Genomic DNA, 20748 nt, shown 5'->3' with positions numbered 1-20748 from the left:
AGCTATTGATTAATAGAACCGTTCGCAGACCACCTGGTCACGGTACTTGACGTTGATGCGTTTATACTTGTTGAGATTATTCTTGTGCGACATTTCTTTCATGAAAGCCTTGAGTCGACGAAGCTTCGAATCCAGTTCGGTTTCGTCTCCAATGACGATCTCAGCGCGACCCACTCTTGGGATCATCACAAAGTCTCCGTTGGCGTCAACCACGAAGTGCTCTGCCTGTGAAGACCAAAATGGATCTCCTTCGAAATGCTTGATGAGATCAAAACACGACTGAATCAACGCTTCTTCGCGTTCCGTTGATTCCGCGCTAGCGAAAGGCACATCAATATTTCCTGTAATCACAGGAACACGAGCCGTGTATTGATTTGAAAGCGGCATTCTTCCCCCTTCGTTATCTACATAGTAGCTCCCGTGATTCTTTGTGATCACTCGGAAAAGCGGACTGCGCTGGCTTACCTTCACCTTCACACAACCATCTACTGTTTTGTAGACCGTAGCCTCTTTCACTGAGGGCAATTGCATAATGCGAGAACGCATGTCTGTGATGTCAAGACTGTCCATCAAACTCCCAACGACAGGTTGACCCATGTTGTGAATTTGCTCGCGAACAAAGGCCTCGTCGATGAAGTATAAACCACTCAAGTGCTCTACTTGAACGTCGAATTTCCAGCAGCGCGCATCGTTTCGGTCTGCATTGGCAAAACCGAGCAGCACCAAAGCAAGCACAGCAGTGCTTCCCCATTTGATGATTTGTTTGATGCGCTTTTTCACTGTAATTCTTTCTCTTTCAGCATGATGCGTATTGGTTCAACCATGCGGTCAATGTCTCCAGCCCCAAGTGTCAGCAACACTTCGGGATCATCCTGCTTTAATTCGCTCAATAACGCCGATTTGTCGACGAGTTTCTTGTGGGGTGCATTGATTTTATCCAAAAGCCATTGTGAATCAACGCCTGGGATAGGTTCTTCCCTTGCCGGATAGATGTCGAGCAAGAAGATAGAATCAAGCAATTCGAGGCTTCGAGCAAAGCCGTCAATGTTGTCTTTTGTCCGGCTGAAAAGATGAGGTTGGAACACACCCGTAACCCGCTTTCCTGGATGGCGCTGTTTCGCCGCTTCAATCGTGGCTTTCAGCTCCTCCGGGTGGTGTGCGTAGTCATCGATAAACACGATATCGCCCGTGCCTTGTTGGTATTCAAAACGACGCTTCACGCCTTTGAATGTGGCCAATGATTGACGAATTGCTTCGTGTTCAACGCCGAGGTGAAGCGCCACTGCCACCGCAGCAGTGACGTTCTCTTTGTTATGTTCTCCGGGCATAGGAAGCGGAATGCTCTTCACTGTGCCTTGCGGTGTTTCAAGATCCATCACATAAGTGTTGTTCTCGGGCCTTTCATCGCTAGCGCGGAACGCACTTTGTGCTTGAGAGCCGTATGAGACTCCCGGTCGATTGAGCTGATTGAATGCTTTATCGCACACAAGTCGGTACCCATCTTTAGAAGTGAGATCTGCGAATTGTTGATACGCTGATACCATTTCTTCTGGGGTACCATAGATATCCAGGTGGTCAGCATCCAGGGAGGTAATCACTGCAACATCCGGTGAAAGTGCTAAAAATGAACGGTCAAACTCGTCGGCCTCTACTACGTACCAGGCATTGGGTTGATCGAAGATGAGATTGGATGAATAGTTAGCAGTGATCCCTCCCAAGAATGCATTGCATCCATGTCCGGAATCGTGTAAAATGTGTGCGATTAATGAGGTTGTGGTGGTCTTACCGTGCGTTCCGGCGACCGCTATCGTTTTATGATCCTGAGTGATGGCACCCAGAACTTTGCTTCTTTTTTCTACTTGATAGTCGTTCTCTACAAACCAGTTCAGTTCGCGATGTGTCTTCGGAACTGCAGGGGTGTAAACAACGAGTACCTTCTCTTTCGGTGTCATGCGCACCACTGAAGGCAAATCGGCTACGCTGTCTTTGAAACCAACAGGAATACCTTCCATTTCCAGCTCGGTAGTGAGCGGACTTGAAGTTCTATCGTACCCCATTACTTGCTTCCCTACCAGATTGAAGTAGCGCGCCAATGCACTCATACCGATACCACCGATACCGATAAAATAGATCACTTCTTTCTGCTGGAGGTTGATCATTGGGCTACGATCTTTTCAAGTTCATCAACTACCGCTGCCGCCGCATTTGGGCGAGCGTGCTTTTTCAATTCAACGCTCAATGATTGACACTTTGCGGTGTCTTCAATGAGGTGTAATACTTCTTTCGCTAGCGCGGAAACGACTTCGTTGTCTTTGACGAGAATAGCGGCTCCAACGTCGGTTAGCGAACGCGCATTATGCGTCTGATGATCTTCTGCGACATGAGGTGAAGGCACGAAGATGCTTGGTTTACCTACAATTGATAGCTCGGCAATAGACATTGCACCAGCACGAGATACAATGACATCTGCCGCCGCATAAGCGAGGTCCATGCGGTTGATGAAACCTAAGACATTGATGTCGTCATGGCCATTGTCTGTGGCCCATTGCTCGTTCGCTTCGTGAAAGCGTTTGCCTGTTTGCCATAGCACTTGCACTCCAGCTGCTTTCCATTCAGGGATGGCTGCTTTTACGGCTTCGTTTACAGATCGAGCTCCCAAACTACCTCCCATGATGAAAACCACTTTCTTCGAAGGGTCGAGGTTGAAGAACTGCATCGCTTCGTCACGTTTCCCATCAATAGATGCAATGGCCCCACGCAGTGGATTGCCCGTTTGAATGATTCGATCTTTTGGGAACCAACGCTCCATATTCGGGAAGCCGGTACAAATGCGCTGAACACGCTTAGCTAATAGCTTATTGGTAATTCCAGGGTAACTGTTCTGCTCCTGAATTAGGCATGGAATATTCTTACCTGAAGCCTTTCGCAAGAGAGGTCCAGATGCAAAACCACCGACACCAACCGCTGCCTGTGGTTTGTATTTCTTCAATAGTTTACCTGCCTTGCTTAAGCTGCTGATCAAACGGAAAGGGAAGAGGAGATTCTTCTTAGAAAGAATCTTTCGTTCAATACCTGTAATCCACAAACCGTCGATCTCATAGCCTGCTGCGGGTACTTTTTCCATTTCCATGCGCCCTTCGGCACCAACGAAACGTACTTCACATTCAGGGTATCGACGTTTGATCTCATCGGCGATAGCCAACGCAGGATAGATGTGGCCTCCTGTACCGCCACCGCTAATGATGACGCTATTCAGAGACATGGGTGTTCTTGATTTCGTTGTTGATCTCTACGCTCTCAGTGTCCCATTCTTCTTGATTGTACACGCTTCGACTAACACATAGGATCATTCCAATGGCTAGTGCGGTGAAGATCATCGAGGTTCCCCCCATACTTACCATAGGTAGCGGTTGCCCTGTATTTGGGAAGAGGTTCACGGCTACGGCCATATTGACAAAGGCCTGCGATACGATCATAAAGGAGAGGCCCAAAACCAATAAGCCTCCAAAATGCTTCGGACATTTAAGCGAGATCCGAATGGATCGGAAGAGCAGGATGAGGTACAACATCAACAGACCGAGTCCGCCGAAGATGGCACCGTACTCTTCAATGATAAATGCATAGATCATATCACTGTAAGGGTGCGGTAAGTAATTCCGCGCTAGCGAAGAACCAGGCATGCTTGGTGCTAAGCCTCCTTTCCAGATAGCTACTTGAGCTAAGTTGTTCTGGTAGTTCCCTTCTCCTTCATCGCTGCCAAAGTTCTCAATACGATTTACCCACGTTTGAAAACGAGGGAATACGTCAGGAGCACCTTTGCCTAGGGATATGAGAAGCAGAATGCCAGCCACCCCAGCACCGGCAATTTTGAGCAAGTGCTTGATCGGTACTCCACCGAAGAACATCATCAGATAACAAACCATAAAGATGAGCGCGGCGGTAGAGAGATCGGATGGGAAGATCAATCCACAAACAGCCAATATTGGCCAGAGGATTGGCATCACTCCATTTCTGAAATCATGCAGTTTGGTGCGGTTGACATTTAGCTGACGGGCAACGAAGGTGATCAACACAATCTTTGCGAAGTCAGAGGTTTGGAATGTCAACCCAGTACCTGGGATTTTAAGCCATCGAACGGCATTGTTCACGTTGGAACCGAATAACCACGTGAGGACAAGCAATCCGATTGCGACCCAAATCATGATCATGGACACACGACTGAAATATTTGAAGCGCATTTTATGGATCACAAACATGACCCCGAAGCCCATTCCAATAATGATCGTGTGCTTGAAAAGGTACTTCAGCGAGTGTGCTCCATCACGGAATGCCAGCGCAGAGATTGCACTGTACACGGCAAGGATAGACAGCAAGCTCAATAGAATTGCTATCATCCAAATTACCTTATCGCCTTGAAGTCGCTTGAGTACCGCTTGCATGATCTAGGATATTAGAGACGACGAACTGCTGACTTGAAACGGTGTCCGCGGTCTTCGTAGTTTTCGAATAGATCGAAGCTGGCGCATGCAGGCGAAAGCAACACAGTGTCTCCGTCGTATGCCATTTCATAAGCAAGACCTACAGCTTCTGTAGCGCTTGAAGCATCGAGAATCGTTTCGATACGTCCTTCGAATGCCTTCTTCAATTTTTCATTGTCTTTACCAAGGCAGATCAACGCTTTCACCTTGTTGTCTGTCAGTTCGTAAAGCTCTGAGTAGTCATTTCCTTTGTCGACACCACCTGCAATCCAGATCGTTGGACGATCCATGCTTTCGAGTGCGTACCACGTGCTGTTGATGTTTGTCGCTTTTGAGTCGTTGATAAAGCTTACGCCGTGCACTTTAGCCACGAATTCGAGGCGGTGTTCAATGTTGTCGAAGTTTGTCAAACTATCGCGTACGAGTTCTTTGCGTAGTTCGAAAAGGCGCGCAGTCACTCCTGCTGCCATGGAGTTAAAGAGGTTGTGCTTCCCTTGGAGGGCGAGTTCTTGAATTTTCATCGTGAACAGTTCGGTTTTGGTTTGTATCTGTAAGAGGTTGTTATCTATTCCTGCTCCTTCGAATTGGAGCTCTTCTATGGTCTTACTTAGGCTGACCGGCCAGTAGTTCATCGGCAGTGAACGCTTCGCGAGTTCAGCCTGGATGATGGGGTCATCTGCGTTGGTGATGAAGTGGTCAGCGGCTCCTTGGTTTTGGATCACACGGAACTTGGAGTCGATGTAATTCTGCAACTCGTAGTCGTAGCGATCTAAATGGTCAGGAGTGATGTTGAGTAGAATGGCGATGTCGGCCTTGAAGTCGAACATTCCATCGAGCTGGAAACTGCTTACTTCAAGCACGTACACGTCTTTTTCATCTTCCTCAACAAGAAGGCGAGCGAAGCTTTTGCCGATGTTTCCGGCGATCCCGGCTTCTACGCCACCCTTGGTTAGTACATGGTGTACTAGGGTTGTTGTGGTTGTCTTACCGTTTGTTCCGGTGATGATCACCTTCTTTGCGTCGGTATGACGGCCTGCAAATTCGATTTCCGAAATCACCGGTGTTCCTTGGTCGAGCAGCTGCTTGATGAGCGGTGCTTTCTCTGGAATTCCAGGGCTTTTTACGACTTCGTCGGAAGACAGAATGCGCGCTTCGCTATGCTTTCCGCTTTCGAATTCGATTTCGGCGCTAGCCAATTCTTGCGCATACTTATCCTTGATCGTGCCTAAATCAGACACGAAGACGTCATAGCCTTGCTGTTTCGCAAGCAAAGCTGCTCCAACGCCGCTTTCACCGGCACCTAATATGGAGATGCGACGACTCATTAGCGGACTTTCAGCGTTACGATGGTGATGACTGCAAGGAGAATACCTACGATCCAGAATCGAGCAGTGATCTTAGATTCAGGTAGGTTCTTCTTTTGATAGTGGTGGTGCAGTGGCGCCATGAGGAATACGCGACGTCCTTCACCGTATTTCTTCTTGGTGTACTTGAACCAGCTTACCTGGATCATCACCGAGAGGTTTTCAATAAGGAAGATTCCGCACAGTACTGGAATCAAAAGTTCTTTTCGGATGGCAATGGCAAACGTGGCGATGATCCCACCAAGGGCCAATGACCCCGTGTCTCCCATGAATACTTGGGCAGGGAAGGCGTTGTACCACAAGAAGCCGATACACGCACCTACGAATGCAGCGATGTACACTACAAGTTCACCCGATTCAGGAATGAACATGATGTTCAGGTAATCAGCGAAGATGTAGTTACCACTGACATAAGCGAGGATGGCAAGGGTGGTTCCAATGATGGCGGAGGTTCCGGTGGCGAGGCCATCGAGGCCGTCGGTCATGTTCGCACCATTAGACACGGCAGTAACGATGATGATCACCATGAGGATGAACACTATCCAGGTGTAGTCTGCAGCTCCTTCACCCATCCAATCGATCAACCATGCGTAGTCGAACTCATTGTTCTTGATGAATGGAATGGTGGTTTTCGTAGACTTCGTTTCTACCCACTCACTCGTGCCCGCAACGTTGGTGATTGGATCAACTGAAGACGTCATCGGGTTCTCCTTAATGGTGACATCAGGAGAGAAGTAGAGCATAGCACCTACGATGATCCCCACACCTACTTGGCCAATCACTTTGAATTTGCCGGCAAGCCCCTTTTTGTTCTTACGGAATACCTTGATGTAGTCGTCAATGAACCCAATCATTCCTAGCCATACTGTGGCGAGGATCATGGTCTGTACGTAGATGTTCGTCAGGTCATTGAAAAGGAGAGAAGGAATCAAGATCGAAGCCAGAATGATGAGTCCACCCATGGTTGGTGTCCCTTGCTTTTGCATTTGGCCTTCTAGTCCGAGATCACGAACAATCTCACCTACTTGCTTCAGTTGAAGCCATTGAATCACGCGCTTACCGAATACAAGTGAGATCAACAATGAGGTGATCACACTCAATGCTGCCCTGAACGATAGGTACTGGAAAAGCCCTGCGCCAGGAAGGTCATAGGTCTGATCGAGGTATGTAAACAGATGGTATAGCATATCAGGCTGGCGTGTTGAGTGATTCGTTAACTACCTGCAGGTCATCGAATGGGAAGCGTTCCCCTTTGATCTCCTGGTACTTTTCATGGCCCTTACCAGCCACGAGAATGATGTCTCCCTTTTGGGCAATCGAACAGGCCAATCGGATGGCCTCTTTGCGATCGGTAATGCTGAATGTTTTCGAGAGTTGAACCGGGTCCAGCCCTTCTTTCATGTCAGTGATGATTTGATCTGGATTCTCGCTACGTGGGTTGTCACTTGTGAGAATGACACGGTCTGAGAGCTCAGAAGAAATGCGCGCCATGAGAGGTCGTTTTCCTTTGTCACGATCGCCTCCGCATCCCACTACGGTGATTACTTGCTCATTCCCGGTGCGGATGTCTTTGATTGTGGCTAAGACATTCTTGAGTGCGTCAGGCGTATGAGCGTAATCGACGATAGCCGTCACTTCGTTTTTCCCTTTCAGGTACTGGAATCGTCCGTCGACATTACCGAGCATGCTCATGTTGGTGAGCGTGTCCATTTCGTCTTGCTCTAGCTCCATCGCTACAGCATAAACTGCTAGCAGATTGTAGGCGTTGAAACCTCCGATCAACTTCGTGTAGAGGTCTTTACCATTGATGTTCATGTGCAAGCCGCTGAACTGATTCTCAAGAATCTTTGCGCGGTAATCACTCATCGTACGCAAGCCGTAAGACAGGTGGCGTCCGCGGCAGTTTTGAAGCATGATTTCAGCGTGGTTGTCGTCGTTGTTTACCAGTGCAAACGATCCGCTAGGAAGCATGTCGAATAGACCTTTCTTCGCCTTGATGTAGTCGTTGAAAGTCTTGTGGTAATCCAGATGGTCACGGGTGATGTTGGTGAACACACCTCCAGCAAATTCAACGCCCGTCACACGGTGTTGGTGAATGGCGTGAGAGCTTGCCTCCATAAAACAGAACTCAATGCCTTGGTCTGCCATATCGCGCAACATGCGGTTGAGAGAAATAGCATCTGGAGTGGTGTGTGTAGCAACAACCTCAGTGTCGTTGATGCGATTCACCACTGTGCTCAATAGTCCAGTCTTCTTATTCATCAGACGGAACAATTGGTAGAGTAGGGTTACCGTCGTCGTCTTACCATTGGTGCCCGTAACCGCAACTACTTGTACTTCCTTGCTTGGATTGTCATAGAAGTTCGAAGCGATGAAGCCTAGCGACTTGGCTGAGTCATCTACCTGAACGAATGTGATTTGCTCAGGACGATCAGAAGGAAGCTCTTCACAGATAATGGCAATGGCTCCAGACTTAATCGCAGATTCGATGTACTTATGACCGTCTACTTGTGTTCCTTTCACGGCAACGAAGAGCGTACCGCCTTTCACTTCACGACTATCAGCAGTGATGTGCTCGATGGTGATGTCCATTGGGCCGATCGCCTCTGTGAGACGGCATTTGTATAGTATGTCTTTCAGAAGCTTCATTAGGATAGTTCGATTCTGATTCGACGGTGATTTCTTATTGCGGCTCCCGCCGGAACGCTTTGTCGCTTCACGGTTCCGTAGCCTGAGACTTCTACTTGTAAGCCTGCGTTTTCTAGGAGGTAGAGGGCGTCTTGTAGCCCCATTCCGACCACATTCGGAATCAAGCCGCGCGCTTGTTCGCGAGCGCCAAGTGCTACGTGGTCTTCTTTGGTTGAGGTCTCAATCCAAGGGCTTTCGTTGTTGTCAGATGTTGGGATGGCTAAACCGGCGAACACACGTTCGAGGTCTTCACGGGCACCACTTCTTGATACAGGAAGTTTCGACTGGTCTCCAAGCAAAAGCTCAGGCTCTTGGTTGTCGTGGAGTTCAAGTTGTGTGGCGTAGATCTTATCTGCGAGTCCTTTAAATACCGGAGCGGCAATAGCAGATCCGTAGTACACACCGCTACGAGGGTCGTTTACGACCACGATGCATGAGTACTTAGGGTTCTCAGCTGGGAAGAAACCTACGAATGAGGCGCGGTAACGATTCTTGTAGTAACCACCTGAGTAGGCAATCTTCGCCGTTCCTGTTTTTCCAGCTACTCGGTACGGACTGTCTTCGAAGATGTAATCAGCAGTTCCGCCTTCTTCGCAAACCCCTTGCATCATCTGCCAAGTCTTCTTCAGGGTAGAGCGCGAACAGATGCGTTCTTGAAGAACAATCGGGTCATTGGTTTCAATGGTCTTGCCATTCCGCGTTAGCGACTCAACAAATTGAGGACGCATCAATGTTCCGCCATTGGCGATGGCATTGTAGAAGGCGAGGGTTTGAAGCGGTGTTTGCTGCACCTCATACCCAATCGACATTTGTGTCAGTGATAGTCCCGACCAGTTGCCTTCGCGTACCTTTTCGTAAATGAATGGGTTCTTCTCGCCTTTGAGTCGGATGCCAAGTGGCTGGCGAAGTCCCATGGCTGTGAGATGATCGAGGAACTTCTGTGGTTGGTCTTTATAGTAGCGATCAACCAAGATGGCCGTTCCTACGTTGGAAGACTTCTCGAACACTTGTTCCACGCTGATCTTACCATATCCGCCTTCGTGCGAATCACTCATTGGCTCATCGTAGAAGTAAACGACACCATCTCCAGTATCTACGCTATCAGTGAGGTCAACGTGATTGTCTTCAAGCAAGCTGATCAGGCTAGCTAACTTGAATGTTGATCCAGTCTCAATCGATTGACCGATTCCGTAGTTGTACGTTTCGGAATATCCTTCTTCATCTTGGTTTCGTGTGAGGTTAGCAATCGCACGGATGTAGCCTGTTTCTACTTCCATCAGGATTACGGTGCCCCATTCAGCATTGTGCTTGCGCAAGAGATTGTTCAGCTCGTTGCTGGCCACATCCTGGAGGTGGACGTCAATTGAAGAGATGATATCTACGCCGTCTACTGGAGCTTCGATGTATTCGTCGGTAGCTGGCTTCCAAACGTTACCAGCGATGCGCTCCATCAGTTGTTTCCCTGTCTTCCCAGCGAGCTCTTCGTTGTAGGCAAGTTCCAGACCCACACGAGATCCCAATCGGTCGATTCCAATCGTACGTGAAGCGAGTTCACCGAAAGGCTTTTTCCGAATGTCGATGCGTTCAAAAATGAATCCGCTTCGGTGTCTGCCGCGCTTAATGAAAGAGAAGGTTTTGAGCTCTTTCATGTCGGTGTAGCTCATCTTCTTCACTACGCGGTAGTAGCGCTTTCCAAGACGTTTTGCTTCCAAAAGGTCCATACGGTACTCGCTTGGTGAGCGGTCTGGGAATTTTTCAGACAGCTGGAGGCAAAGTGAGTCCAGTTCAGTAACGAATGTGACCGAGTCAATGCCTGTCGCTTTTGAATCCCAGTAGAGGTTGTATACAGGGACAGACGTAGCCAGAAGGCTCCCGTCAGTACTGTAGATTTGACCGCGCGTCGGCTCGATGTCTTGGGTGCGCTGCTCAATGCTTTGGGCATGCTCCGCCCATTGATCAGCTTGGGCAAACTGAATCCAAAGGATCTTGCCGAAAATGGCAAAGGCCAACAAGGCGAAGGCGATAAACGCCATCCAAGAACGGGCTGATATTTCCTTACTATTCTTCAATTGACTTCGCGTCGAATTCGATAATGACCGGAGGAGCGGTTGGCTCTACTAGTCCGAGTGATGAAATGGCTTGTGCTACGGAGCTCTGTTGCTTCTTTGCTTCGAGCTCGCTCTTTAGTGTTTTGTACTCTGCGCTGAGTTCCTGCAATTGGCGCTCAACACGAATCTTTTCTCGTTCAGTGTTTTCGAAGACGTATCCGATGTAGATCGACAGCAAGAAGAATGCGCACACGTACAGCACAAATGGGAGGTGTGCTGTCACGCTTTCCTTTGTCAGGAATTCTCCGCTCAATACGTTGGTGACGAGGCGGGAGAATCTTCCCCTAGACTTTTTGGCCGGCGCTTGCTGTTCTTCGTTAGGTGTCGCTAGTCGGTTCTTCATATGCGTTCCGCAATGCGGAGTCGTGCACTTCGTGCTCGGTTATTCTTTTCTATTTCTTCTTCGTCGGCAACGATGGCGCTACGAGAGATGACTTTCCATGGGGTGATTGGATTTCCGTAGAAGTCTTTCTTGACTTCGCCTTGGAAATTGCCGGCGCGCATGTAGCGCTTCACCATTCTGTCTTCAAGGCTGTGGTAGGAGATGACTGAGAGTCGGCCGCTCGGTTTGAGTAGCGCTTCAGTCTGTGTTAGGAATTCTTCCAGTGCTTTCATCTCGTCGTTGACTTCGATGCGTAGCGCTTGGTAGACCTGAGCCTGAAACTTGTGTGCTTTCATCGCGGGAGCGAATGGTTGCAGTACTTTGTTCAGGTCACCTGTGGTTTTGAAGCCTTCTTCGCTGCGGAATTTGAGAATGGCGCGAACGACACGTCCGGCTTGTCTCACTTCACCATAGGTTTTCAGGATCCTGATGAGGTCTCCTTCTTCGTATTCGTTGAGAATGCTCGCTGCGGACTTGGTGCCGCTTTGTGACATTCGCATATCAAGGGGAGCGTCGAAACGAAGAGAGAATCCGCGTTCAGCGGCGTCGAATTGATGGGAGCTCACACCGAGGTCAGCTAGAATTCCATCAACTTCAGTTACGCCATACATGCGCAGGAAATTCCGCATGTAGCGGAAGTTCTGTGGGATGAGGGTGAAGCGGTCATCTTCGGGAACATTATCCTGAGCATCAGGGTCTTGATCGAATGCGAAGAGTTTTCCTTGGTCCAGTCTTGTCAAAATCTCTCGTGAGTGTCCACCTCCTCCGAAGGTGACATCCACGTAGACCCCGTTTGGGTCGATGTCGAGTGCGTCTATTGAAGCATGGAGTAGAACGGGTACGTGGTAATCGCGCTCTTCCATGTTCTTATCTAGTTGAGTGGAAAGCCAGGGCCTTCGATCTGTCCTCTGATGTCGTCAGCGATATCGCCGAAGTCATCATCGTCATTTAATACTGATTCGTCGTAGCGGTCAACGCTCCACAGTTCCATCTTCTCAAGCACTCCGGTGAGTACCATTTCGTTTTTGCCGCCCGGCTCGATGCCGGCGTACTTCAACAAAGAAGCTGGGATGAGCATTCGACCTGCGCTATCGAGTTCGATGAGGGTGGCCCCCTTCATGAACTTTCGCTGAAAGGCTTGGTGCTTTCTGTTGTAGCGACTCAGTCTGCTCATCTCTTGGTTGACCTTATCCCATTCAGGTTTCGGGTACAAGACCAAACACTGTTCGAAAATGTCACGGTTGAGCACGAGACCGTGGTGCAGCACAGGTTCTAACTGTTTCCGAAGCTTCGCTGGAAACATGAGCCTGCCTTTGGCATCCACTTTACATCCGTATTCCCCGAGGAGATTGAGCATATGATCGCGCTTTCCTGAAGTAAAATTAGGAAATATTTACCACTGGTTACCACAATCTACCACTTTTTACCACCGTGTTGAAAACTTCTGTGGCTTAGTGGGTTATATCCGCTTTTGGAATTTATCATGCGGATCTCTCGTATGCGGTGAATTTGAGGCATTTGCGCTTTGGTCTGAATCGACCTTGATCAGCTTCTGAACACGAGACTGTGAAAAGGGGTAAAATCGCTTATGAACACGTTATGAACAATCGTGTCTATTCGAAGGCGAGATGTTGAGGATGCTCCATTTATCTATCTTTGTCGCCAGATAATTCGTCACATGACTGAGAACCTCAAGCACGACGGGCAATTCAAATACATTGAAGAAGGACAAGGGGAACCTTTGATCTTACTTCATGGTTTGTTTGGAGCGCTCAGTAACTTCCGAGAAACAGTAGATCACTTCAAGCAGAAGTACACCGTGGTCATTCCGATGCTCCCGTTGTACGAATTGCCAGTGTTAGAAACGAGCGCGAAGAGTATCGCGAAGTTCTTGACCAAGTTCATTGACTTTAAAGGGTATAATAAGGTGCACCTCTTGGGTAACTCCTTGGGTGGACACGTAGCGCTTATCTATACGCGTAAGCATCCTGAGAAAGTGAAGTCGTTGATTTTGACGGCAAGCTCTGGCTTGTATGAAAATGCCTTCGGTTCAAGCTTCCCGCGAAGAGAAGACAAAGAATTCATTCGTAAGAAGGTGGCGGTGACATTCTTCGATCCCAAACACGCTACTGATGAATTGGTAGACGAGTGTTTTGAAATCGTGAATGATCGTAACCGTGTGATTCGCATCCTGGCAATTGCCAAGTCTGCGATTCGTCATAATATGGCCAAGGATCTTCCGAATATGGACATGCCAGCATGCCTTATTTGGGGTAAGAACGACACAATTACGCCTCCAGAAGTGGCAGTTGAGTTTGAAGAGAAGCTTCCAGATGCAGACTTGTTCTGGATCGATGAATGTGGACACGCTCCGATGATGGAGCATCCTGAAGAGTTCAATCGCATTCTTAGCGAATGGCTCGACTCACGAGGATTTTAAGATGGCTAGAGATATCCATAGCGCGGAATTCGTCAAGAGTAGCACGCGCCTAGAGCAATGTCCTGAACCAGACCTCCCAGAGTACGCCTTTATCGGACGCTCAAATGTTGGAAAATCGTCGCTGATCAATATGCTGACGAGCCGTAAGGGGCTCGCAAAGATTTCCGGTACACCAGGAAAGACTCAACACATTAATCACTTCGTCATTAACCAAGGCAAGAAAGGGGCATGGTACCTCGCTGACCTTCCTGGGTATGGATACGCGAAAGTCTCTAAGAAAGACAGACGCATATTTGACAACATGATTCGAGAGTACCTCAAGAATCGTTCGAATTTGATGTGTGCCTTGATTCTTCTCGATAGTCGTCACAAGCCACAAAAGATCGACCTTGAGTTCATGGAGTGGATGGGGAACAACGGAATCCCTTTCGTGATGGTATTCACCAAGCTTGATAAACTGTCTTCTTCTGAGAAAGCAGAAAACCTACGTCAATATCAGAAGGAAATGCTCAAGACATGGGAGAGTCTTCCGCAGATTTTCCATACTTCTTCATCTCATATTCAAGGAAAAGACGAGCTGATTGAGTTCGTCGATAAGACAAATGAATATTGGGAAGGATACGAAGAAGAGTAGCGGACGCATATTATGCGCCCCTAACCGATTCTTCGGTGGTGTCAACAGGCGGACGCATATTATGCGGCCCTCACATTCTCCTTCTAATTCTTCCTCTCACTCTTCCTCTCCTCCCGCCGTCCATACATTTCCCCCGGCAGAAGTCGCTACGCTGTTCTATATTGTGTCCGCTAGAACGAAGTCTAGCTATTGACCAAACCTCCTATTTATGAAATTCAAGTTTCTCATCCTTGCGCTAGCTGTACTCTTCGCTTCAGCAGACGCAGTAGCTCAAAAAAAGAAGAAAGGCTCTAAGAACGCCGACACGGAATACTGGCTGAATTCCGGCCAGATTAGTGGTCTGCAGTTCCGTAATATCGGACCAGCATTGACTTCGGGAAGGGTGGCTGATATAGCGGTTAATCCTGATAACTTCAATGAATACTACGTGGCTGTGGCGTCTGGAGGTGTTTGGAAAACAACCAATCACGGGGTGAGTTACACACCGATTTTTGATGGAGAAGGTTCATACTCTGTGGGGTGTGTGACGATTGATCCGAACCAATCTTCTACGATTTGGGTCGGAACTGGGGAGAATAATAACCAACGCTCCGTTGCTTACGGCGACGGTGTTTACAAGTCTACCGACGGAGGTAAGTCTTGGAAGCATATGGGGCTCAAAGACTCTGAGCACATTTCGAAGATCATCGTTGATCCACGTAATTCTGACGTGGTGTATGTAGCGGCTTACGGACCACTTTGGTCTGATGGTGGCGATCGCGGTGTGTACAAAACCACTGACGGTGGTGAGAATTGGGAACAGATTCACTTCATCTCTGAAAAGACTGGTACCTGTGATTTGATCATGGATCCATCGAATCCTGATATCCTCTATGAAGCTGTTCATCAACGCCGTCGTCATGTCTTTACCTACATCGGTGGAGGTCCAGAAAGCTCTGTGTACAAGTCGATGGATGGAGGAATGACTTGGAAAGAGATTACAAGCGGACTTCCAGCTGGTAAGATGGGCCGCGTAGGTTTGGCGGTTTCTCCTGTTGATCCTAATGTGGTATACGCTATCGCGGAAGCGGAAGAAGGTAGTGCGGGATTCTTCCGTTCAACCAATAAGGGAGCTACTTGGGAGAAGCGCAGTAGCTACGTGACTTCAGGAAACTACTACCAAGAGATCATCTGTGATCCGCACGATGTAGATAAGGTCTTCAGTATGGCCACTTGGTTACACCATACCGAAGATGGAGGTAAAACCTTTATCGCCACAGGTGAATCTCAAAAGCACGTCGACAACCACTGCATTTGGATTAACCCAACCAACACCGATCACTGGATCGTAGGTTGTGATGGTGGTATCTACGAAACTTACGATCACGCGAATACATGGGAGTACAAAGCGAACCTACCGATTACTCAATTCTATAAGGTATCGATCGATTACGACGAGCCTTTCTATAACGTCTTCGGGGGAACCCAAGACAACAACTCACAAGGTGGTCCTTCACGTACGATTAATAACGCAGGTATCTTGAATTCTGATTGGTACATCACCGTAGGAGGTGATGGTTACGAAACTCAGGTAGACCCAACCAACCCGAATATCATCTATGCACAATGGCAGTATGGAGGCTTAATTCGATTCGATCGCCAGTCAGGTGAACGTATTGGAATCAAACCACAGCCTGGAAAAGGTGAAGCTGCATATCGATGGAACTGGGATTCACCACTTTTGATTTCACCACATGATCCAAAGACACTCTTCTTCTGTGCAAACAAAGTATTCAAGACCACTGACCGTGGAAATAGCTGGGAAACCATTTCTCCTGACTTGACACGCCAACTTGACCGAAACAAGATGAAGGTGATGGGAGAGGTGCAGTCTCCCGATGTTGTCATGAAGAACAAGTCAACAACCATCTACGGTAACATCGTGGCCTTCGATCAGTCGCCGCTTGATGAAAACCTCTTGTACGCAGGTACTGATGACGGACTCATTCAGGTTTCTCAAGATGGAGGAGCGACTTGGAGTAAGAAAGAGTCATTCCCGGGAGTGCCAAACCTCACTTACGTGAATATGATTTGGGCATCACAACACGATAAGAACGTGGTGTACGCAGCCTTTAATAATCACAAAAAGGGTGACTTTAAGCCTTACCTACTCAAGAGTACTGACAAAGGAAATACATGGACGGCCATTCAGAATGACCTTCCAGAACGTGGAACAGTCTATTCTGTAGCAGAAGATCACGTAGATGCGAATCTCCTCTTTGCAGGAACAGAATTTGGCTGCTATGTTAGTGTGAACGGCGGTAAGAATTGGGTAGAACTCTCGGCTGGATTACCAACGATCTGTGTTCGAGATATGGCCATCCAGAAACGCGAAAACGACCTTGTTCTCGGAACTTTCGGTCGTGGATTCTATGTACTAGATGACTACTCACCGCTGCGCAACCTCACAGAAGAATCGCTCGAAACCGACGCTAAGATTTTCCCAATTAAGGATGCCCTTGCATATGTTGAATCAAACCCTCTTGGACTGCGCGGAACGGGAAGCCAAGGTGCTTCCATGTATGCAGCGCCTAACCCTGAGTTCGGAGCAACCTTCACTTACTTCGTGAAAGAAGCACCGAAGTCTCCGAAGGCCCAGCGTCAAGAGAAGGAGAAAGAAGATAAAGAGGCAGGACGTACCATCGACTACCCAAGCTATGAGGACTTTGTAGCGGAGGACAACTACGAGGATGCCTACCTGCTTTTCTTGATTAAGGATGCTGCAGGAAGCGAAGTGCGAAAAATAAAACGTTCTGCATCAACCGGTGTTCAGCGTGTGACGTGGAACCTTCGTTATCCGGCCACGACCCCAATTCGCACAAGTTCTGGTGAAGTAGGACGCTACAGCAATCCAGATGAAGGGCCATTGGTTCTTCCGGGAACTTACACGGTGGAGATTTGGATGGCAGACAATGGAGTGTTCACTTCCCTCGCCGCTCCAGAGAGCTTCGAAGTGAAAGCGCTTGAGAACTCTACGCTTGACCGCCAGACGGAAGCAAACATCGCCTTCAAGAAGGAAGTACAAGAACTCCGCCGCCGAATGCGTGGAAGCTTGAATGAGCACTCAGACCTTGACAATCGCTTGCGTCACATCAAGGCGGCTATTCAAAGCTACCCAGGGGCGGATATCGCTTGGATGGAAGACGTGAAGAAGCTGGAGCGTGCATCGCATGACATTGGTATCGACATGACTGGCGATTACCACAAATCAAGTAGAGACGTAGAAGCACTTCCTGGAGCGGTGTATCGAATTGAAAACATCGTGTGGAATACTTGGTACTCAACGTCAGATCCAACCACAACGAATCAGGAGCAGTTCGAGCTTGCGAAAGAGGAATATGCTGCAGCTAGAAAATCACTCGATGATATGAGAGCTGCAATTCAGGCCTTAGAAGCGAAGCTGGACGGAAAGAACATTCCATACACTCCGCAGCGACCAAACTGGAAAGAAGACTAAGATAAAAGGGTGGCTAGCTGTTCGGCTGAAGATTCATCTTCTCTGCGTAATAGTCGCAGAAATCACGCATAGTCGCGGCCATTTTATCTTCTCCAGTAGCACGCTCAAAACTGTCAGCAAGGGTTAAGATGGTTTGGTGGACGAAGAACTTCATTTCTTCCACCTCCATTTCCTTGTCCCATAGGTCGATGCGCAGCGTGTTGCGTTCATCTTTGTCCCACATGGCAAGGATCATGGCCTTTGCTTCTTTGTTGATCACATTTGCCTGAGGAGCAGACCAAATGATCTGTTCAGGTACTTTGTTTTCGTCGGTGGTAACGTTGATCTCGATCTTAGAAGAGTCCATTATCCTGGTCTATATGCGTTGAGTAATTTCAAATAATTCGTTTCCTGAAGTAATTGTTCAGGGGTGACCTCCTTGTTGCGCTCCATGTAATCGCGAACGACTTGCCAGCCGATCCACATGCCGAGGCGTGAAGGAGATTCTTGAGGTACACTTTGAGCGCTGGTGAACGGACCATCATTTACCCAACGATAAATCTCAAACTTGCGCTTTTCGTAAAGGATGTCTTGTTGCGAAAAAGCAACCCATAGGTTGCGCTCGTTGGCTTGACACCATGCAATTTCCTCTGGAGTGTAATTGATCTTTTGTCCATCGGTTAGCTCAGGAAGAGTAACATCCATTAAGTACAGCATCTTCCCCCAATACATCACTGTTGAGAGGAGATCGCTATCGTCATAATACTGGTGTTGAAAATGAACGGCTAGCCAACCCCGCATGGCATCTCCAACCAAAAACTCTGGAGCCATTTTCTTGCGGATGTAATTAGGGAAGGTATTCTCATCCAAGCTTTGCGTGATGTGGTGCTCTGCTCCCAAATACCATTCTTGTCCTACGGCCAAGTGTGTTTCCGTAGGGAAGATTCCATAGTTGAATCCACTGTTCATGAAGACAACTTGCGGCGCAGGTGTTTCTGGGAAGAAGTAGCGCATGCGACGGAATGCCTTATCCAGTTGATCGATGCGTTCGGCTTGTCCGGGACCGAGTATAGCCGCGACCTCCGTGTTGATTTCACTGATCGTAGGGTCAGTCATGAACTGAGCAATCTTTCCGAGGGTTGCTGGATCATCAAAGGCACCTTCGCGCAGGATCGATTCGGTATAGTCTCTCCAGAAAGGTCCTAAGCTTTGGTACAGTTGTTGGTTTATTTCTTCCGCGTTAGCGAGATCAAATTGCTGCAGCGAATCATTGAGTGCATAGAAATCGCACTGTTGATCAATGTTAGAAATGTCCGCTTCACGCACGCCCTCATCGCAGGAGATGAACAGCATAGTGGTGAAGAACCCGAGTGTGATGAGCCGTTTGAGCATATGAAAAATTGGTAGCTTTGGCGCCAACCGAAGGATATAAGAACTGAACGAATCAGAAACGCCAAAATTATGAATATGCTTCGAGATAGACATTTATTCCTTGAATGGATGACTTTTTCGAAGAGTTAACGTCATAAGCACGGTAAAAACCACAACACGATGAAAAAGACGCTTTCTGTACTGATCGCCATTATGGCATTTACTCAGCTTTCAACTGCACAGGAAGACTTTACCAAATTCCGCATGGGATTCAAGGTGAGTCCGAATATTTCCTGGTTCCAACCTCAAGACAAACACTTCACGAGCGAAGGTTCCGTGTTGCGCTTTGGCTTCGGATTCAATGCCGATGTCTTCTTCGCACAGAACTACGCCATTGGAACGGGAGTGAATGTGATGCGTAATGGAGGTAAAATCTCTTATCTAGAGGTGACCAACTCTCAGGGCACTGATTACATTGTTCGTCGCGAACGCAGCATGAGCAACCAGTACGTTGAAGTTCCATTGACCTTCAAACTACGTACAAACGAAATCGGATACATTACATACTGGGGTCAGTTCGGATTCGGTCTAGGCGTGAATATCAATGCTCGTGGAGATAACGAAGATGAGTTGATGTACTTCTACGATGAGTCAGATCCAATGGATCCAGGATGGAAGGCTGTAGCAGATCGTGTAGTGCAACTCGAAGAAGACGTAAACTTCTCTGACGATGTGCAGCTATTCCGCATGTCTATGATCATCGGAGGAGGTATTGAATACAACCTGAGTGGATCAACTTCGATCCTAGTTGGTGTGACATATAACAATGGATTCACCAACGCATTCAAAGACACAGACGTGATCCGCACTGAAAACGGGGAGCCGGTATTTGAATCAGGTCAGCCACGCGACGATGTAAGATTGCGTGCAATTTCAAACTCGATCGAACTTAACCTCGGTATCTTGTTTTAATAGAGTGTGTCGCACTCAAGAAAACATGACATGAATACATCAGGTGTTGTTGAGCACATTGTTGAATGGCTCAAAGAATATTCGCTGAACTCAAAAACTCGCGGCTTCGTCGTGGGTATTTCCGGAGGAATTGATTCAGCTGTTACTTCAGCGTTGGCCGCCCGTACAGGACGGCCTTTGCTTTGTGTAGAAATGCCAATTCACCAAGCTCCTTCCCAAGTGAGCCGCGGACGTAAGCACATCGAAATGCTCAAAGCGCAGTTTGATAATGTGAGCAGCGTTGAGGTAGAATTGACCGATCTCTATGAAGATTTCATCAATGCGGTTCCAGATACCCGAGATAAAGATGAAGCGATGGCATTGGTGAACACTCGCGCCCGCCTGCGTATGACAACGCTCTATTACTTCGCCGGTCTGCGCCAATCGTTGGTGGTTGGAACAGGGAATAAAGTCGAAGATTTCGGGGTCGGTTTCTTTACCAAATATGGTGACGGAGGTGTTGATCTTAGTCCAATTGCTGATTTATATAAGTCTGAAGTTTACGCTATCGCGGAAGAGATGGGTGTCATTAGTGAGATCATGAATGCAGCCCCAACAGATGGTCTGTGGGGAGATGATCGCACAGATGAAGATCAAATTGGAGCCAGCTATCCAGAGCTGGAATGGGCGATGGAATTCCAGAAGAATCAAGGCGACGAAAGTACCTTGGAAGGAAGGCAACAAGAGGTCTATGCGATCTACACTCGTCTGCACCGAGCGAATCAGCACAAGATGGTTCCTATTCCGGTCTGTGAGATTCCAGCGCAGCTGAAAGGCTGATTATCCAACACACGCAC

General features: G+C 48.1%; 18 protein-coding genes. 5 read left to right on the top strand and 13 right to left on the bottom strand.

Features of this window, described 5'->3' with window-relative positions; translation table 11 throughout:
• Positions 1–9: 9 nt before the first annotated feature.
• Genes RA156_RS12045 through mraZ form a run of 11 tightly spaced genes read right to left on the bottom strand, consistent with a single transcriptional unit; the run spans position 10 to position 12377 of the window.
• On the bottom strand, positions 10–780 hold the full coding sequence (locus tag RA156_RS12045) for a cell division protein FtsQ/DivIB (protein WP_306640351.1): 771 nt from the start codon (positions 778–780) through the stop codon (positions 10–12).
• Entirely contained in the window at positions 777–2159 is a 1383-nt protein-coding gene (gene murC, locus RA156_RS12040) for a UDP-N-acetylmuramate--L-alanine ligase (RefSeq protein ID WP_306640350.1), read from the bottom strand. Before murC ends, RA156_RS12045 begins: the two co-directional genes overlap by 4 nt.
• On the bottom strand, positions 2156–3262 hold the full coding sequence (gene murG, locus RA156_RS12035) for an undecaprenyldiphospho-muramoylpentapeptide beta-N-acetylglucosaminyltransferase (RefSeq protein WP_306640349.1): 1107 nt from the start codon (positions 3260–3262) through the stop codon (positions 2156–2158). The genes murC and murG overlap by 4 nt, the downstream gene beginning before the upstream one ends.
• Positions 3249–4439, bottom strand: a complete 1191-nt coding sequence (locus RA156_RS12030; protein WP_306640348.1) for an FtsW/RodA/SpoVE family cell cycle protein — start codon at positions 4437–4439, stop codon at positions 3249–3251. Before RA156_RS12030 ends, murG begins: the two co-directional genes overlap by 14 nt.
• Positions 4440–4450: 11 nt before the next feature.
• Positions 4451–5803 carry a UDP-N-acetylmuramoyl-L-alanine--D-glutamate ligase gene (murD, locus tag RA156_RS12025; protein ID WP_306640347.1) on the bottom strand — a complete coding sequence of 451 codons (1353 nt, stop codon included), beginning with the start codon at positions 5801–5803 and terminating at the stop codon, positions 4451–4453.
• On the bottom strand, positions 5803–7029 hold the full coding sequence (gene mraY / locus RA156_RS12020) for a phospho-N-acetylmuramoyl-pentapeptide-transferase (protein ID WP_306640346.1): 1227 nt from the start codon (positions 7027–7029) through the stop codon (positions 5803–5805). Before mraY ends, murD begins: the two co-directional genes overlap by 1 nt.
• Position 7030: 1 nt before the next feature.
• Entirely contained in the window at positions 7031–8491 is a 1461-nt protein-coding gene (locus RA156_RS12015; RefSeq protein ID WP_306640345.1) for a UDP-N-acetylmuramoyl-L-alanyl-D-glutamate--2,6-diaminopimelate ligase, read from the bottom strand.
• The gene (locus RA156_RS12010; protein ID WP_306640344.1) at positions 8491–10563 is read right to left on the bottom strand and encodes a penicillin-binding protein; all 2073 of its coding nucleotides are present in this window, start codon (positions 10561–10563) and stop codon (positions 8491–8493) included. Before RA156_RS12010 ends, RA156_RS12015 begins: the two co-directional genes overlap by 1 nt.
• Before the next feature lie 25 nt (positions 10564–10588).
• The gene (locus tag RA156_RS12005; RefSeq protein WP_306640343.1) at positions 10589–10981 is read right to left on the bottom strand and encodes an FtsL-like putative cell division protein; all 393 of its coding nucleotides are present in this window, start codon (positions 10979–10981) and stop codon (positions 10589–10591) included.
• Positions 10978–11883, bottom strand: a complete 906-nt coding sequence (gene rsmH, locus RA156_RS12000) for a 16S rRNA (cytosine(1402)-N(4))-methyltransferase RsmH (RefSeq protein WP_306640342.1) — start codon at positions 11881–11883, stop codon at positions 10978–10980. The genes RA156_RS12005 and rsmH overlap by 4 nt, the downstream gene beginning before the upstream one ends.
• Positions 11884–11891: 8 nt before the next feature.
• A complete protein-coding gene (gene mraZ / locus RA156_RS11995; RefSeq protein ID WP_306640341.1) occupies positions 11892–12377 on the bottom strand; it encodes a division/cell wall cluster transcriptional repressor MraZ in 486 nt (161 codons plus the stop codon).
• A gap of 321 nt (positions 12378–12698) precedes the next feature.
• Between mraZ and RA156_RS11990 the strand changes: the two genes are divergently transcribed.
• The 3 genes from RA156_RS11990 to RA156_RS11980 all read left to right on the top strand — a co-directional run bounded on the left by RA156_RS11990 (position 12699) and on the right by RA156_RS11980 (position 17590).
• Positions 12699–13460, top strand: coding sequence for an alpha/beta fold hydrolase (locus RA156_RS11990; RefSeq protein WP_306640340.1), 762 nt, complete (start codon positions 12699–12701; stop codon positions 13458–13460).
• Between the two features lies 1 nt (position 13461).
• The gene (gene yihA / locus RA156_RS11985; protein WP_306640339.1) at positions 13462–14094 is read left to right on the top strand and encodes a ribosome biogenesis GTP-binding protein YihA/YsxC; all 633 of its coding nucleotides are present in this window, start codon (positions 13462–13464) and stop codon (positions 14092–14094) included.
• A 208-nt stretch (positions 14095–14302) separates the two neighbouring features.
• A complete protein-coding gene (locus RA156_RS11980) occupies positions 14303–17590 on the top strand; it encodes a WD40/YVTN/BNR-like repeat-containing protein (RefSeq protein WP_306640338.1) in 3288 nt (1095 codons plus the stop codon).
• 13 nt (positions 17591–17603) lie between these two features.
• Here RA156_RS11980 and gldC read toward each other — a convergent pair whose 3' ends face one another.
• Both gldC and gldB read right to left on the bottom strand, forming a co-directional pair.
• The gene (gldC, locus tag RA156_RS11975; RefSeq protein WP_306640337.1) at positions 17604–17936 is read right to left on the bottom strand and encodes a gliding motility protein GldC; all 333 of its coding nucleotides are present in this window, start codon (positions 17934–17936) and stop codon (positions 17604–17606) included.
• Positions 17936–18961, bottom strand: a complete 1026-nt coding sequence (gene gldB, locus RA156_RS11970; protein ID WP_306640336.1) for a gliding motility lipoprotein GldB — start codon at positions 18959–18961, stop codon at positions 17936–17938. The genes gldC and gldB overlap by 1 nt, the downstream gene beginning before the upstream one ends.
• Before the next feature lie 159 nt (positions 18962–19120).
• On the opposite strand from gldB, the gene RA156_RS11965 reads away from it, so the two are divergent.
• The gene (locus tag RA156_RS11965) at positions 19121–19912 is read left to right on the top strand and encodes a porin family protein (protein WP_306640335.1); all 792 of its coding nucleotides are present in this window, start codon (positions 19121–19123) and stop codon (positions 19910–19912) included.
• Between the two features lie 30 nt (positions 19913–19942).
• Positions 19943–20731: an NAD(+) synthase gene (gene nadE / locus RA156_RS11960; protein ID WP_306640334.1), complete on the top strand. Its 789-nt coding sequence runs from the start codon at positions 19943–19945 to the stop codon at positions 20729–20731.
• Positions 20732–20748 lie beyond the last annotated feature (17 nt).

This window comes from Sanyastnella coralliicola, from assembly GCF_030845195.1.
Taxonomy (GTDB): domain Bacteria; phylum Bacteroidota; class Bacteroidia; order Flavobacteriales_D; family Sanyastnellaceae; genus Sanyastnella; species Sanyastnella coralliicola.
The sequence above is the reverse complement of the archived record's forward strand: the minus strand, read 5'-3'. Positions and strand labels throughout refer to the sequence as shown.